This is a genomic window from Methylobacterium sp. E-065, from assembly GCF_022829605.1.
GTDB lineage: Bacteria > Pseudomonadota > Alphaproteobacteria > Rhizobiales > Beijerinckiaceae > Methylobacterium.
The window spans coordinates 1-12,594 of the sequence record NZ_JAKSYD010000201.1; the positions used below are offsets into that span (position 1 = coordinate 1).

Here is a 12,594-nt window from a genome sequence, read left to right on the forward strand (position 1 = left end):
GTCCTTGTGAGACCAGCACGTCGACCTGACGCAGCTTGCTCACGATCTCCTCGGGCTTGGGTCGTTGGGCCATCGATTCCGTCCTCTGTCGGCGCAAAAGCCATACTTCAGGGCGGACCACTTCAAAGGGGGACGATCACCATCACCGCGTCATGCACGAAGGCACGCTTGCGCCACTTCGAGACCGTCTTGGGGTTCAATCCATGCTGTGCGGCAAGCTCTTTGAGCGGAGCTTTCGATCGCTGTAGCGCTGCTCTGACCGCGTGCGTGGTCGTGGCGCAGCCGTGAAGAACCTGTCCCATAACGCCTCCCGGTATGAAGCGACCTCAGCTAAACTGATGCCACCACACCGCGGGACTGCACACCTATGGACTGACAGCAGCGGCATTCGTCTATTACCGCGCTGACTATCCGCCCCGAAACGGGTTTGATCTGTTTGCGATTGCGGCTTGCGCAGAGGCGTTTGGTGCCGTGATCGTCTACGGGCTGTTGTGGCGTTTCGTGTTCACCCGCGGTCAGCCGCTGCGAGAGCGCCTGTTCCCCATAGGGTGTTCTCTCATGCTCACGGCAGGAATGATCGCCGCCACCTTCGCGGCCTGACACCTACCGCTGCCCGACAGCCAACCCAACGCCAACGCCGAGCGGGGCGAGGGCAGGGGCCGGGAGCGGGGCCACAGCCCGAGGTGCGCCGCCGGAGAACGACCGCGAGGCCATGAAGGCACCAGGGCCGCCGATGATAGCCCTCATGCCCGATCTTGCCCGTGAACGGCGCTGCGGCTGCGGCCGTCGAGCCGGTAGCCTTGAAGGCCACGGCCCCGAGGATCCCGTTCAGCAGATGAGCCACCGTCGCGCGGCGCCCACTATCCGGCGACGCCAGCCCGTTCGGCAAGACCGTCGAGCGCAGGGCCGCCCCGTACCGCATCAGCCGCGCGCGCTCCTCGCCGTCGAACAGGTGCTCAGCAAACTTGGCGCCGTCGCCCTGGACGAACGCACGGATCCGGTCAGCCTCTTGGACGGGCGACAGGTCCCGACCGTCCGGCCGCAGCAGCCGCGAAACAGCAGCCTGCCGCACGTTCGACCATGCCTCGCTGCCCTCGCCCAAGAAGAGGGCGCGAACTCGTCGTCGGCTGGCTGCTCCTCGACGGGGGACGAGGCAGTCAGATCAGGCTCAAGAGCCTCCGGCTGATCGCCGTGGCCGGTCATCACGCTGCCACCGGCAGATGCGTGCGAGCGCCAGGGGCAGCCGGAGGCGGCGGGTCGGGCTGATCACTCGTGCGGATCGCGGCGAGGCCTACCGCGAGGGCCGTGCGGGTCGCGACCGACAAGCGGACACCGCCAGCCTGCGCGGCGGCGTTAAGATCCCGACGCATGGCGGCCGGGAGACGGAGAGTTAGGAACTCATCGTGGGCCGCGCGCACGTCGAAACTCCCCGGAATTAAACATCCGAGGAGTAGAACACGGGTAGTCGCGATGTGTCACAAGTCTATTTGTCGGCTGCGCCCGAGGCGTCCGCTGTGTCTTAAAATATCTCCCGCAGGGGTCAGCCGATAGATTTGTAGCGGTGCAAATTCTCGGGTTTCTCAAACCGAGGATCAGCCTCGATCTCTTCTAGCGAGAGGTCGATGAGATTGCGAGGCGGCTGCTTCGGCTTCGGCGGCTCACCTAATTCAATCGCTGAACCATCCCCCGTCCACCGGTTCGAAACACGCCCATCAAGCGTGTCGTCAACTACAGCGCGATCGTGCCAAGTGGCATCCCAGATCATGTGATCGACAGCCAGTCGCCGGCCAAGCCTTCCGGGCGGCAGTTCACTCGGCTTGATACGGTCGCCTTGGTCGATGGGATCAGACGGAGTTTCCTCCCCCATCCAAAGATGATTTGAGACAAGCACCGCCATTGCAGCCCGCATCGCTTTTCGAGTCTCAATTTCAGAAAAATTCCTGTCTCGGCTTACCCCAAGCACTTGGTCCAATACGGCCCCAACATTGGACAGGAAATCTAGGGCGGCATCATTCTGAAGAAGCGCGCCAAGACCGCGTTCATTCACAAAATCCAGTTTGAACGACGCTTCTAGCCTGTGCTCGATGTCGCTCCCAACCGTTCGATTGCTGTGCGCGGCAGAGCGCTCCAGCCTCAAGCGCAGATCATCGGTGATGCGGGTGTTAACCCCCTTCCGAGGGGTTTCGACCGGCTCAGACTTTTTGCCCACGGCGTCGCTCCTACCGGTTACGTCTTCGCATCCAATACGACGCTTGCGTCCAGCCTGTCTAGATGGTAGCCCTTGTTAACGTCTTGCATCCGAAGACGTGGAGGGCATGACATGAGCGTCCGCCGGGAAGTCGAGGCAGGGTTGCCCACGAAGGCACGCCCTCTCGCGAAGGAGCTAGGGGTAAGCCCCTCGCTTATCTACGACATGATCCAGCGAGGAGAGATCGAGGCGCGGCGCATCGGCCTGCGCAGACTCGTGATCCCGAACGATGCGGCTCGGAAGCTCCTCGGAATGGAGCCTCGACAAGCCGCCTAACGAAAACGCCGGCCCCGAGAACCAGGACCGGCGTCAGATCGCATAACAGCACTTCAGCAACGCTGTATCTATGCGATCTGGTGTCTATCGCCAAGGGTTTTCGGACCGGCTCCCTACTCAGAGGAGCCAACCGTGACACCAACGACCATCACGAAACCCATTGCCCGTCCGCGGCGCAAATCCGTTCCTACCCGCCAGCCCGAGCTACCCGTCGAGGACCTGCGGCTGCATGCCGTCCTCAACCGCGTTCGTAGCCCCGCGCTCGCGGCAGTGATCGCCGGTCTCGCTTTCCCTGCCGTCGATAGCTGGCAGGTGGCGCGATGACGCCTCGCCCGATCCCTGAGAGCGTCCGCGCTCTCCTGCCCCTCTGCGGGGCCGAGAACGATCACGAAGCCCTCGGCGCCTGCCGGGGCATCGGCCGGAAGCTACAGGCCGCCGGCCTCGACTGGCACGCTCTCGCCGCCGCGATCCCGGCCGGCAAAACTAACGTGGACAATGTACACGTTGAAAGTTGTCGGCGCCGACAAGAACCGGGCGCTGGCGCACGGCCCCGCCCGTTCGGCGCCTACGCCTGGAAACGCGCCTACACGCCGAAGCAGGAAGTCGAGCACCGCAAGCGCGTCCGCTTCTGCCAGAGCCGCCCGTGGAGCTTCAGCGCCCGCGAGCGGACGTTCCTCGCCGATATCGCGAAGCTGCACGGCAACTTGTCGATCCGACAGGGTGATTGGCTCGCCGCACTGACCGATCGGCTCGACGAGGAGCTGCGCACCGCATGATCGTCACCGACCTGCATCAGGTGACGGCCCGGTTCGGGGGTGAGGTCCGCGGACACCGCGCCTACATCCCCGGCCCCGGCCATAGCCACGAAGACCGCAGCCTCGCCGTCTGGCTGTGCGAGACTTCGCCCCTCGGGGTGATGACCCACAGCTTCGCGGGCGACCCCTGGCCGACCTGCAACGACTACATCGCGTCCGGCTTCGGGGCTGGGCACGACTACTGGCGCACGGCACGTCGGGCCGATCCAGAGGAAATCCGGCGTCTGACCGAAGCCCGGCGCCGATCCGAGGCTCGGGCCCGTGCCGCAGCCGCTCGCCGTCAGGCCCAGGCCAGGGCCATCTGCAGCGCCGGCCAGGATCCGATCGGAACGCCGGTCGAGCGGCACCTGAACCGGCGGCGCCTGACGCTGCCGGCCGAGATCGCGGGCGCGGCCCTGTTCTACCACCCGGACTGCCCCTGGGAGCAGGACACCGCGCACGCGCAGGTGGCGCCGTTGACCTGCATCGCCACGGGTCGGGTGATCGGGGTTCACAGGACTGCCTTGACGCTGGACGGCACGAAGCTCGGGCGCAAGATGCTCGGCACCGCCGAGGGCGCCGCGGTGATGCTCGACCCCATGTCGGCCGTCACCGAGACCCTGCACGTCGCCGAGGGCATCGAGACCGCCCTCGCCGCCCGCGAGCATTACGGCCTCGCCCCGATCTGGGCGCTCGGGACCTCGGGCGCCATCGGTCGCCTGCCAGTGCTGCCAAACGTCCAGCGCCTCGTCGTGATCGGCGAGAACGATGCCGGGGCCAGCCGCAAGGCCGTCGAGGCCGTCGGCGCCCGCTGGAGCACTACTGGACGGACCGTCGAAATCATCTGGCCCCCCACGGGAGCCAAAGACCTCAACGATGCCGTGATGGGAGGCGCCTCAGCATGAGCCTGAGCGAGCACGATCAGCACGCCGATGATCTCCGGCGCGAGACCTTCAAACCGAATTCCAACCGGCCGGGCGACCCGACCGTGGCGGCCGCCGCCGCTGCGCTCGCTGGCGAGATCCTGTCGGAGGATCGGGTCGCTGTCGAATTCATTCGCCGCCACGGTGCGCGGGTTCGATACGACCACTCCGTCGGGTCGTGGTTCATCTACGACGGCCAGCGGTGGCAACAGGACAAGACTCGCAGGGCCTTCGCTTGGGCGCGGGATCTGGCCCGCGAGATGTCCCTCGACGAGTCCGCAGGCACCAAGCGGGGCGCAGGCCGTGCGGCATTCGCAAAGGGCGTTGAGGAACACGCCAGCCGCGACCAGGGGGTTGCCGTCGTCACCGACGACTGGGACCGCGACCTGTTCGTTCTCGGTACTCCGGCAGGGACGGTGGACCTACGAACCGGCGCTATCCGTCCACCCGAACCCGAAGACCTCATCACTAAGAATACGGCGGTGACGCCAGCCAGCCGCGCCGACTGCCCGCGCTGGGTGCTGTTCTTGGAGGAGGCGACCGGCGGCGACGAGGAACTGATGCGCTTCCTGCAGCAGTGGGCTGGCTACAACCTCACCGGCTCAACGCAGGAGCAGTCTCTCGCCTTCCTGTACGGACCGGGCGGCAACGGGAAATCCGTGTTCGCCAACATCGTCGGCGGCGTCATGGGCGATTACGCCAAGGTCGCGGGGCTGGAGACCTTCACCGCGTCGCCCCACGAGCGGCATCCCGAGGAGCTGGCCGCGCTGGCTGGCGCCCGCATGGTATCCGCCTCCGAGACCGAGGCCGGCAAGCGGTGGGCCGAGGCTCGGGTTAAGTCACTGACGGGCGGCGAGACGATCCGCGCCCGGTTCATGCGGCAGAACAGCTTCGAGTTCAGGCCGCAGTTCAAACTGACGGTGCTCGGCAACTACGCCCCGGCCATCACGAACCTCGATGACGCCATCCGGCGCCGCTTCCTGATCCTGCCGTTCACCCGCAAGCCGACCCATCCCGATCCGACCTTAGAGGAACAGCTTCGCGCCGAGTGGCCGGGGATCCTGCGGTGGATGATCGACGGGTGTCTCGACTGGCAGCAGAACGGACTCTGCAAGCCAGCTTCCGTGGTAGCCGCGACGCAGGACTACTTCGCGGATCAGGATGTCTTCGGGCAGTTCCTCGACGAGCAGTGCGATGTGGAGCGCGACAACGTCAACAAGTTCGAGGCGAAGGTCGTGCTGTTCAACGCCTGGACCGACTACGCCAAAGCGGCGGGAGAGATGCCCGGCACGGGCAAGACCTTCAAGGAGTCGATGCGTCGACGCGGCTTCCCCGAGCCAGTGCAGATCAAGGCCATCAGGACCAAGGGCTACCGCGGTATCCGTCTGAATTCGCCGGCCGAACATGCCCGCCACGGGGGCGACCGATGAGGTTTCAGGTTTCCAGAATTTCAGAAACTTCCCCATCCTCCTTATACGTGTACGTGCGCGCGTTCACGGATAAACGGGTGGTTTCTAAAACCTGGAAACCGTGGCGCGGTCATTTTCTGCCGTGGTGGCTCCGATGATGGCGCCTGCAGACCGTTGGGGGCCGTTCGCCGCTGGCCTCGATCCTGCCGAGCAACGCGCCCGTCTTCGCGCCCTGCGCCAGACCGCCCGGCTCCTGATCGGACCGCGCGGTGCGAACCTCTGCCGGCTCCTCGCCCAGGCAGAAGCCGATCCGGCCGCGCTGGAGCCCGCCTGCCGTGCCCTCGACGCCCTCGCCGCTACAGACCGCCGCCAGATCCTGGCGTCCTACGCCGCCCTCGCCCGTGCCGCCTGAAAGGAGATTGCCGTGTCCAACGTCATCCCGTTCCCCCAGCCCCGCCCGCGTCCTCTTCCTTGGGTCCGACCCCAAGAAAGGCGTTCCGGTATGCGTGTCGCCCGCCTCGACGGCCGCTGGTGCATTGAGCGGCTAGAGGCCGGCGACATCATCGACCGCAGGTTCATGCCAGCGCAGGCCGATGCCGAGCGCATCGCCGCTCGCATCTGCCGCCGAGACAAGGTGATGATGCTCACGGCGCGCAGAAGCCGCCCGCGCCCTTGGCCGAACTTCCACCAGCACACCCCTGACGACGCAGCCTGAGGAGCCGTTATGCCAGAGCCCATCCCCTTCCCCGGCGCCGTCCGCGCGATCGGCGAGACCTTCCCGGCTCACGTCATCCGCGCCGGCCGCGGTGTGGCCGAGCATCGCGGTATCCTCGCCGATGACATCGACGCCGTGACGCTGCACGACCGCCGGTTCGCCACGTACATGCTCGGGCAGCTCGGCTCTCGGGATCCCGATCATCAGCGGGTGGGCGAAGTCGGGCTGCGCCGCCTGATCACCAGCATGCAGGACGATGCCGCATGACTCGCCGCAAGCCTGACCCCCGCCGCCCCGGCCCCGACCACTATCCCGACGACGACTGGAGCATGAGCGAGCCTGTGCGGCTTGAACTGGTAGCTGAAACTGCGGCTATCTTTGGCGAGGAGGCCGCCCGCGAACTGGCCGGGCTGTTGTGCGTGCCGTTCAAGGTAAGCCAGCCGGAGATACGCCTATGATTGCTGCTCTTCCCGATCCACCGACCCCTGCCAGCATCCTCACCCTGATCCAAGGCATTGAGCGTCACGACCCGGGGGCACCGGCCGCCCTCGCCTTCCGGTCCGCGCTGTTCCGCGCCGGTATGGAGGCGGATGCAGCCGGCGGGCATGCTGCTTTGGTGGCGCTGGTGGATGCGGTGGCAGCGGCTGACCCTGAGCGCGCCGATGCCCGAACCGCGATCCTGTGCGCAGCGTGGGCGGATCTTCTGCCAGGACCGAATGGCTGAGGCGGCCGTGCCTGACCTCAAACAGAGAAACGGCGGGGCTCACTCCCCGCCGATCACAACCTGTCTACCGTTCTTCAGTACCGGTCGCGCGGGCGTGGGACATCATCGTCAAGATCACGTCGACGCTCCTCGCGACGGATCGCGTCTCGGCGTTCCTCACGGAACTCCTCACGACGGTTCTCTCGGCGCTCCGCATCGATCTCGCGCTCCCGCGAAGAGCGTGGGTCGACCCGCACGCCGCCCGGTCCAATGTCGATGCTCTGAGCGACTGCCGGTATGCTCGGGATGGCGAGCAGTCCGGCTGCGATCAGTCCTCCAGCGATGATGTGCTTCACGTCAATTTCCTCCAAAGCCGGGCCGGTAACGAGCTAGATGAGCCCGCGTTCCGCCCGACCAGCTATGGTCTAGGCCAAGCCCTTGGCTTGATCGTTCAGCTTTGCTTCGCGCAACTGCATGATCAAGGCGTCCAGCCCCTGCATGGCTTCGATCCTAGGCTTAGAGTGATCAGTTCCATCCTGGTTTAAGCTGATACCCAGATTGTCGGAGGCGAGACGCGCCTCTGCGATAAGGTTTTCAAGATCTTGCGTTACTACGATTAGTCGCTGTAGGCTCATAACTACCTCAGCCGCGACTTTCATCACATTCAAGCCCATTCCAGCAGCTGCAATCTCGACGACGTCAATCCACGGCTGCATTATATCAGTTAGAACAGAGGGGAGGTTGATCTTGTTTGCAGAGGAGTCCATGGCGTTCGGTTCCGCGTCGGCGACGTGATCATGCGGTATTGCGCAAGGTTCGGTCCAGATGCTGCTCTGCGGCAGCTCCGCATGTAGAAGCGACGGTCGTTGATGTGCTGCGGATGCGCTCTGGCTGATCTGATGCTTGGCCCTATCGGGAGGACAAAGCCATGACGGCCTCGCGCGCTCGTGAGCGAGCAGAGTGTGCACAGTGCGAGCGACGATAGCCTCGAGGCCGCCGCCGACGCTCTGCTGCGTGTCATCGTAAGGGACGATCGCGAGCGGTTTGCCGCGAGGCTCGCCGCATTCCGCGGCCGCCCGTACATGGATCCGGGCAAGCCCGGCGCCACCGACGCCCTCGACGTGGCCGGCCTCGCTGCGGATCCGATCGGCACCGCCTGCCGCGCTGAATTGCGCCGGATCGGTCACGCCCTGCACGCTACGAGCCCGGACGAGGATTTCGTCGCCCTGTCTGTCGAAATCGCTGAGATGGACCCGACGCATGCCGACTGGCGGGCCATGGCGCTGGAGACTGCATGGGCCGGGATCGGAGGGCCGTCAGCATGACCACCGCCAGCATCCTCGCCCTGGTGGAGAGCATCGAGCGCCGCGGTGACGACGCCCCGGCTGTCCTCGCTTTTCGGAACGCCCTCACCCGCAAGCTCCGCGAGGCGCACGCGGCCGGCGGCCCTGCAACCCTCGACGCCATCCGGCGCGAGATCACGGCGGCGGACCCGAGGCGGGCGACTATGCGAGCCGCCATCCTGGCCGCGGTGTGGCCCGTCCTCGTGGAGCCACAGTCGTGAAACCTCATAGCCTGTGCTATCTATCCGACCTGTTTTTAGCCTGTTGTTTACAGGTTGCCCGCCCTAAAGCTTGATCGATGCCGAGAGAGGATAGCCAATTCGGGGAAGGCCGCTCCGGCAACCCCAACGGTCGCCCCAAGGGCAGCCGCAACCGCTCCACGCTCGCTCTGGAGGCGATCTTCGAGGGGGAGGCGGAAGCCCTATCTCGCCGGGCCATTCAGATGGCTTTGGATGGCGACGGCCCGGCGATGAAGCTGTGCCTCGACCGCCTGCTGTCGCCGCGCCGGGATCGGTCCATCTCGTTCGACCTTCCGGTGATCGAGACCGCGGCCGACCTACCCAAGGCGACCGAGGCTATGCTTCGCGCCGTGGCGTCCGGCGAGATCACACCGTCTGAGGCTGCTGATATCGGCAAAGCGGTCTCGGCCCACATCGAGGCGATCACGGCTGCGCAGATGGCAGAGCGCCTTGCCCGCTTGGAGGAAGCCAACGGATGAGTGCCAACCTCGCCAGCCTAGAACGCCGTCTGTCCAAGATGGAGGCGAGCCGCCGCCCGCCCCGTGGTCTGTTCTACGTCGCGTGGGGATCGACCCCGGCCGAGATCGAGGCCTCCCTGGACCATGCTCACCGCACCGGGGTCGTTTCTGAAGGCGACCCGGTCGTGCGCTGCGCCTGGCCCGTCGAGTACCCGATCCCAGCGAGCCGTTGGGCCCGCAACCACATGCAGGAGTTCGACCGGGTCGAGTTCGGGGCTCTGATGGGGGAGGTCGACCGCTTCCAGGACGGATGGCGCTTGGCCCTTCGCGCCGAGGCCGAGAGGCGCGGCGAACCTGAGCTCGATCCGGCAGAAATCGAAGTCACCACGCCCCAGCGCGACGAGAAGGCACGCACCATGACGGACGCGGCCCTAATCGGCGCGGTTCTCGCTGTCCCGCTGAACAGCGAACGCGCGTCCCTGACCGAGGACAGACTGTGGCGCGTCCTCTGCTACACCGAGACGCTGGGCGTGCGTGACCGGATCCGCGGGCGTGATGACGCCTTGTTTCGCGCGACCCAGCGCGCCGGCCGCATCACGGCGCACTGAGGGCCCGGCATGAGCCTCGTCGACCTCGAACGCCGTCTCGCCCGTCTGGAAGCGGCGCGCTATGTCGGCGTCCCGACCGCCATCCTCTCGGATCACCCGATCGGCGACACGGCCGGAGACCTCAGAGCGGACGACGCCTTGGCGAACTGGCAGCGCTGGACTGCACAGGGCCGCGCGACGGTCAGCAACGGCGTGCTGTGTCTCACTAGCCCCGAGCTGACAGCCGAGGAGTGGGCGGAGCGGTTCGTCACCGCACACTAATGCGAGGTTCGAGGTTTACTGCGTCAGCTCGTGGTCGGCGTAGTCGATCTTACCGTCCGGCCCCTTCTTCCACTCGTACATGATGTAGGCAGGCTGCGTGATGTCACCCTTCTTGTCGTAGCTGATCTTGCCGACGACTGTATCGACTGGCTTGCCCTGGTGTAGCCAGTCGGCGAGTTTCCTGCCGTCGCTGGAGCCGGTCTCGGCCATCGCCTTGGCCAGCACCTGAACGGCTGCATAGGAGTAGAGGGTGTAGCCCTCAGGATCGATGCCCTTGGCCTTGAACGCAGCCACCGCAGCCTTGGCATTCGGGTTCTTGCGCGCGTCCGGCGGGAAGGTGGTCAGCGTGCCCTCGGCGGCCGGTCCGGCGATCGCCACCAATTCCTTATCGACCATGCCGTCGCCGCCCATCATCGGCGCCTTGAGGCCCTGGTCGCGCATCTGGCGCAGGATCAGCCCGGCCTCGGTGTAGTAGCCGCCGTAATAGACGACATCGACATTGGCCGACTTCAGCTTGGACACGAGCGCCGAATAATCCTTCTCGCCCGGGTTGATGCCCTCGTACATCACGTCCTTGCCGCCCTTGGCCTTGAGCGCCTTCAGGGTTTCGTCGGCCAGACCCTTGCCGTAGGGGGTCTTGTCGTGGACGAAGGCGATCTTCTTGCCCTTGAAGTGATCGGCGAGATACGCGCCCGCCACCGCGCCCTGTTGGTCGTCGCGGCCGCAGGTGCGGAAGGTGTTCCACATCCCGCGCTCGGTGAACTTCACGTTCGTGGAGGACGGGGTGACCTGAATGATGCCGGCGTCGAGGTAGACGTCGGAGGCCGGGATCGACACGCCGGAACTGTTGTCTCCCACCACCATCTTAACGCCGTCGCTGGCGAACTTGTTGGCCACCGAGACGCCCTGCTTCGGATCGGAGGCGTCGTCGCCCACCGAGACGGCGAAGGTTGTGCCCTTGATCGTGCCAGCCTTGCTAATGTCCTCGGCGGCCTGACTCGCGCCGTTCTTGAACTGCGCACCGATGGCCGCATTGGGACCGGTGATCGGCGCGGCGATGCCGAGCTTGACTTCGGCCGCCTGTACGACACCAGCTGTAAGTAGGCCGAGGAGAAGCGCGGTCGGGATCGATGCTCTCATGACGCTCTCGAAATTCGTCGCCCAAAGGCAAAGGCTCGTGCCATTGCAAGATTTTGGCCGACGGGTTCGGCTGGGCATCGTGCCTAAGCCGAAGCAGGAGACGTCTAAGTTCTCTAGCTACAGGTCGATGCGGCCGGGCTGCGGATCCTGGCGGGTGTAGAAGCCTTTCGCTGTTGAGAGGCCGCTCCGTACGAGACGGAAGAGTTCGATCCGCGCGCTGAGGATATTTCGCGACTGCGACTCTGCACCAACTTGCATCCGGCTACGACGCGATGCTGAGGGGCGCTCCGGCGCTGTGGCTATAAGTAGGTCATGCGCGCCGAGCTGCAGCTGATGCTCCTGCCAGGCTAACCCCGCGCTTGCCGCCGTTCGAAGGGCTGGCCTCTGACCACAGGGCAGGGTTCTGCCGCGAGAGATCGTACAGGGCATTCCCGACGAAACCGGCCACACGGCGTAGGCTCGACCCTTCGCAGGTGACCGCGATCTGCACCCCAAGGTGGCGGGTGTGATTGCGCCCGTAGAGGTAGATCGCGAGGCGCGCCCGTGTCGCCTCGGGGATACCACCGAGTTGCTCGGCCAGCGCCTCCGGTTCCGCGCGGTAGAGCTGGCTGAGCGTGCTGATTGGAACCGGACAATCACCGGCCGGATCCTCGGCGCTGACGGGATAGGCACGGTTCATGACGGCACCTGCAGGCTTACCGTCATGAGGGTGCTGTTCTTAGGGTTAACGAAGCCTTGCCGTGTTGGAGATCCTGTTAAGTATGACGCATAACGCCCGTCGCTCCGGCTGAACGCCGAACGGCACAGGGCTGAACCTCGTCGTCACGGGATCCGGCCCGCTTGCTCATCATGCACGCATCGTGACCGCCCCGTCGCTGGGGTCGACCGCCTCGACCTATGGGCCGCCGAGACCCATCGCACCCACCACCTCATGGAGGCCGCGATTGCAGGCTGCTGCAAGCGCGTCGCTGGACGTGGTCGGCATGACCAGCATAAGGCTGTGCACCAGCACGGAGACGACGGTCACGCGCATGGTCGGATGAAACGGCGTTCCATCCCGGTCGCGCTCGATGACAAAGACGATGTTATCGGCGATCAGAGTGGCGAACCGCTCAAGGTCGGGGCTCGGCATCATCTCGGCGGTACCTACAAGAAAATATTTCTCTCAAGATAAAGCATTGCGTTTTGTTACGCGACAACAGATTGTACTGTCTTCTCAAAAATCAGGTGCACCGTGGACGAGAACGCAGGAACAATCGAAGCTCAGGCTGTCGATTTCATGGATCTGACGACCACGATCGTGGCGGCCTACGTGTCGAACAATTCCGTCCGACCCGGCGATCTGCCGGACCTGCTCTCCGGCGTTCACACCGCGCTGGCCGGTCTCAGCCAGGGTGCCGCTCCGGCCGCCCCTATGGTCGACAAGCAGACCCCCGCTCAGATCCGCAAATCGATCACGCCGGATGCGCTGATCAGC

The 12,594-nt window shown here is 65.3% G+C and carries 21 protein-coding genes and 1 pseudogene; 15 read left to right on the forward strand and 7 right to left on the reverse strand.

The window, feature by feature from the left end; genetic code table 11:
- Positions 1-140 precede the first annotated feature (140 nt).
- Together MKK84_RS24280 and MKK84_RS24285 are read right to left on the reverse strand one after the other, a co-directional pair.
- Positions 141-302: pseudogene (locus MKK84_RS24280) on the reverse strand (helix-turn-helix domain-containing protein); the annotation flags it as partial.
- Positions 303-1,540: 1,238 nt separating this feature from the next.
- Complete coding sequence (locus MKK84_RS24285) at positions 1,541-2,209, reverse strand: hypothetical protein (protein WP_243924512.1); 669 nt, start codon at positions 2,207-2,209, stop codon at positions 1,541-1,543.
- Positions 2,210-2,656: 447 nt separating this feature from the next.
- Here MKK84_RS24285 and MKK84_RS24290 point away from each other — a divergent pair, with 447 nt between their 5' ends.
- The 9 genes from MKK84_RS24290 (at position 2,657) to MKK84_RS24330 (ending at position 7,089) form a co-directional block, all read left to right on the forward strand.
- Positions 2,657-2,848 carry a hypothetical protein gene (locus MKK84_RS24290; RefSeq protein ID WP_243924513.1) on the forward strand — a complete coding sequence of 64 codons (192 nt, stop codon included), beginning with the start codon at positions 2,657-2,659 and terminating at the stop codon, positions 2,846-2,848.
- Positions 2,845-3,300 (forward strand): hypothetical protein, encoded by a 456-nt coding sequence (locus tag MKK84_RS24295; RefSeq protein WP_243924514.1) that lies wholly within the window; start codon positions 2,845-2,847, stop codon positions 3,298-3,300. Before MKK84_RS24290 ends, MKK84_RS24295 begins: the two co-directional genes overlap by 4 nt.
- Entirely contained in the window at positions 3,297-4,223 is a 927-nt protein-coding gene (locus MKK84_RS24300) for a toprim domain-containing protein (RefSeq protein ID WP_243924515.1), read from the forward strand. Before MKK84_RS24295 ends, MKK84_RS24300 begins: the two co-directional genes overlap by 4 nt.
- An 83-nt stretch (positions 4,224-4,306) precedes the next feature.
- Positions 4,307-5,671, forward strand: a complete 1,365-nt coding sequence (locus tag MKK84_RS24305) for a phage/plasmid primase, P4 family (RefSeq protein ID WP_243924517.1) — start codon at positions 4,307-4,309, stop codon at positions 5,669-5,671.
- Between the two features lie 133 nt (positions 5,672-5,804).
- The gene (locus MKK84_RS24310) at positions 5,805-6,062 is read left to right on the forward strand and encodes a hypothetical protein (protein WP_243924519.1); all 258 of its coding nucleotides are present in this window, start codon (positions 5,805-5,807) and stop codon (positions 6,060-6,062) included.
- 90 nt (positions 6,063-6,152) lie between these two features.
- Complete coding sequence (locus MKK84_RS24315; protein ID WP_243924521.1) at positions 6,153-6,365, forward strand: hypothetical protein; 213 nt, start codon at positions 6,153-6,155, stop codon at positions 6,363-6,365.
- A gap of 9 nt (positions 6,366-6,374) precedes the next feature.
- Positions 6,375-6,632: a hypothetical protein gene (locus MKK84_RS24320; protein ID WP_243924523.1), complete on the forward strand. Its 258-nt coding sequence runs from the start codon at positions 6,375-6,377 to the stop codon at positions 6,630-6,632.
- Positions 6,629-6,823 (forward strand): hypothetical protein, encoded by a 195-nt coding sequence (locus MKK84_RS24325; RefSeq protein WP_243924532.1) that lies wholly within the window; start codon positions 6,629-6,631, stop codon positions 6,821-6,823. Before MKK84_RS24320 ends, MKK84_RS24325 begins: the two co-directional genes overlap by 4 nt.
- Positions 6,820-7,089 (forward strand): hypothetical protein, encoded by a 270-nt coding sequence (locus tag MKK84_RS24330; RefSeq protein ID WP_243924534.1) that lies wholly within the window; start codon positions 6,820-6,822, stop codon positions 7,087-7,089. The genes MKK84_RS24325 and MKK84_RS24330 overlap by 4 nt, the downstream gene beginning before the upstream one ends.
- A 74-nt stretch (positions 7,090-7,163) precedes the next feature.
- On the opposite strand, the gene MKK84_RS24335 is transcribed toward MKK84_RS24330, so the two are convergent.
- Both MKK84_RS24335 and MKK84_RS24340 read right to left on the reverse strand, forming a co-directional pair.
- Positions 7,164-7,424: a hypothetical protein gene (locus tag MKK84_RS24335; RefSeq protein ID WP_243924536.1), complete on the reverse strand. Its 261-nt coding sequence runs from the start codon at positions 7,422-7,424 to the stop codon at positions 7,164-7,166.
- Between the two features lie 69 nt (positions 7,425-7,493).
- Positions 7,494-7,835 carry a hypothetical protein gene (locus tag MKK84_RS24340; RefSeq protein ID WP_243924538.1) on the reverse strand — a complete coding sequence of 114 codons (342 nt, stop codon included), beginning with the start codon at positions 7,833-7,835 and terminating at the stop codon, positions 7,494-7,496.
- A gap of 195 nt (positions 7,836-8,030) precedes the next feature.
- Between MKK84_RS24340 and MKK84_RS24345 the strand changes: the two genes are divergently transcribed.
- From MKK84_RS24345 to MKK84_RS24365, 5 genes are all read left to right on the forward strand, one after another.
- Positions 8,031-8,393: a hypothetical protein gene (locus MKK84_RS24345; RefSeq protein WP_243924539.1), complete on the forward strand. Its 363-nt coding sequence runs from the start codon at positions 8,031-8,033 to the stop codon at positions 8,391-8,393.
- A complete protein-coding gene (locus MKK84_RS24350; protein ID WP_243924541.1) occupies positions 8,390-8,632 on the forward strand; it encodes a hypothetical protein in 243 nt (80 codons plus the stop codon). The genes MKK84_RS24345 and MKK84_RS24350 overlap by 4 nt, the downstream gene beginning before the upstream one ends.
- A 77-nt stretch (positions 8,633-8,709) precedes the next feature.
- On the forward strand, positions 8,710-9,129 hold the full coding sequence (locus MKK84_RS24355; RefSeq protein ID WP_243924542.1) for a DUF5681 domain-containing protein: 420 nt from the start codon (positions 8,710-8,712) through the stop codon (positions 9,127-9,129).
- Positions 9,126-9,716 carry a hypothetical protein gene (locus tag MKK84_RS24360; protein WP_243924543.1) on the forward strand — a complete coding sequence of 197 codons (591 nt, stop codon included), beginning with the start codon at positions 9,126-9,128 and terminating at the stop codon, positions 9,714-9,716. Before MKK84_RS24355 ends, MKK84_RS24360 begins: the two co-directional genes overlap by 4 nt.
- A 9-nt stretch (positions 9,717-9,725) precedes the next feature.
- The gene (locus tag MKK84_RS24365; RefSeq protein ID WP_243924544.1) at positions 9,726-9,977 is read left to right on the forward strand and encodes a hypothetical protein; all 252 of its coding nucleotides are present in this window, start codon (positions 9,726-9,728) and stop codon (positions 9,975-9,977) included.
- Between the two features lie 15 nt (positions 9,978-9,992).
- On the opposite strand, the gene MKK84_RS24370 is transcribed toward MKK84_RS24365, so the two are convergent.
- The 3 genes from MKK84_RS24370 to MKK84_RS24380 all read right to left on the reverse strand — a co-directional run bounded on the left by MKK84_RS24370 (position 9,993) and on the right by MKK84_RS24380 (position 12,252).
- Positions 9,993-11,117: a branched-chain amino acid ABC transporter substrate-binding protein gene (locus MKK84_RS24370; protein WP_243924545.1), complete on the reverse strand. Its 1,125-nt coding sequence runs from the start codon at positions 11,115-11,117 to the stop codon at positions 9,993-9,995.
- 310 nt (positions 11,118-11,427) lie between these two features.
- Positions 11,428-11,796 (reverse strand): hypothetical protein, encoded by a 369-nt coding sequence (locus tag MKK84_RS24375; RefSeq protein WP_243924546.1) that lies wholly within the window; start codon positions 11,794-11,796, stop codon positions 11,428-11,430.
- 216 nt (positions 11,797-12,012) lie between these two features.
- Positions 12,013-12,252, reverse strand: coding sequence for a hypothetical protein (locus tag MKK84_RS24380; protein WP_243924547.1), 240 nt, complete (start codon positions 12,250-12,252; stop codon positions 12,013-12,015).
- A 144-nt stretch (positions 12,253-12,396) separates the two neighbouring features.
- Between MKK84_RS24380 and MKK84_RS24385 the strand changes: the two genes are divergently transcribed.
- Positions 12,397-12,594: MucR family transcriptional regulator (locus MKK84_RS24385; protein WP_243924548.1), on the forward strand; the 198-nt coding region annotated here is incomplete at its 3' end.

Coding starts and splice junctions, on each gene's coding strand:
- MKK84_RS24295 (WP_243924514.1), top strand. CDS start 2,845: ATGACGCCTCGCCCGATCCCTGAGAGCGTCCGCGCTCTCCTGCCCCTC.
- MKK84_RS24300 (WP_243924515.1), top strand. CDS start 3,297: ATGATCGTCACCGACCTGCATCAGGTGACGGCCCGGTTCGGGGGTGAG.
- MKK84_RS24310 (WP_243924519.1), top strand. CDS start 5,805: ATGATGGCGCCTGCAGACCGTTGGGGGCCGTTCGCCGCTGGCCTCGAT.
- MKK84_RS24315 (WP_243924521.1), top strand. CDS start 6,153: ATGCGTGTCGCCCGCCTCGACGGCCGCTGGTGCATTGAGCGGCTAGAG.
- MKK84_RS24320 (WP_243924523.1), top strand. CDS start 6,375: ATGCCAGAGCCCATCCCCTTCCCCGGCGCCGTCCGCGCGATCGGCGAG.
- MKK84_RS24325 (WP_243924532.1), top strand. CDS start 6,629: ATGACTCGCCGCAAGCCTGACCCCCGCCGCCCCGGCCCCGACCACTAT.
- MKK84_RS24330 (WP_243924534.1), top strand. CDS start 6,820: ATGATTGCTGCTCTTCCCGATCCACCGACCCCTGCCAGCATCCTCACC.
- MKK84_RS24340 (WP_243924538.1), bottom strand. CDS start 7,835: ATGGACTCCTCTGCAAACAAGATCAACCTCCCCTCTGTTCTAACTGAT.
- MKK84_RS24350 (WP_243924541.1), top strand. CDS start 8,390: ATGACCACCGCCAGCATCCTCGCCCTGGTGGAGAGCATCGAGCGCCGC.
- MKK84_RS24355 (WP_243924542.1), top strand. CDS start 8,710: ATGCCGAGAGAGGATAGCCAATTCGGGGAAGGCCGCTCCGGCAACCCC.
- MKK84_RS24360 (WP_243924543.1), top strand. CDS start 9,126: ATGAGTGCCAACCTCGCCAGCCTAGAACGCCGTCTGTCCAAGATGGAG.
- MKK84_RS24365 (WP_243924544.1), top strand. CDS start 9,726: ATGAGCCTCGTCGACCTCGAACGCCGTCTCGCCCGTCTGGAAGCGGCG.
- MKK84_RS24370 (WP_243924545.1), bottom strand. CDS start 11,117: ATGAGAGCATCGATCCCGACCGCGCTTCTCCTCGGCCTACTTACAGCT.
- MKK84_RS24375 (WP_243924546.1), bottom strand. CDS start 11,796: ATGAACCGTGCCTATCCCGTCAGCGCCGAGGATCCGGCCGGTGATTGT.
- MKK84_RS24380 (WP_243924547.1), bottom strand. CDS start 12,252: ATGATGCCGAGCCCCGACCTTGAGCGGTTCGCCACTCTGATCGCCGAT.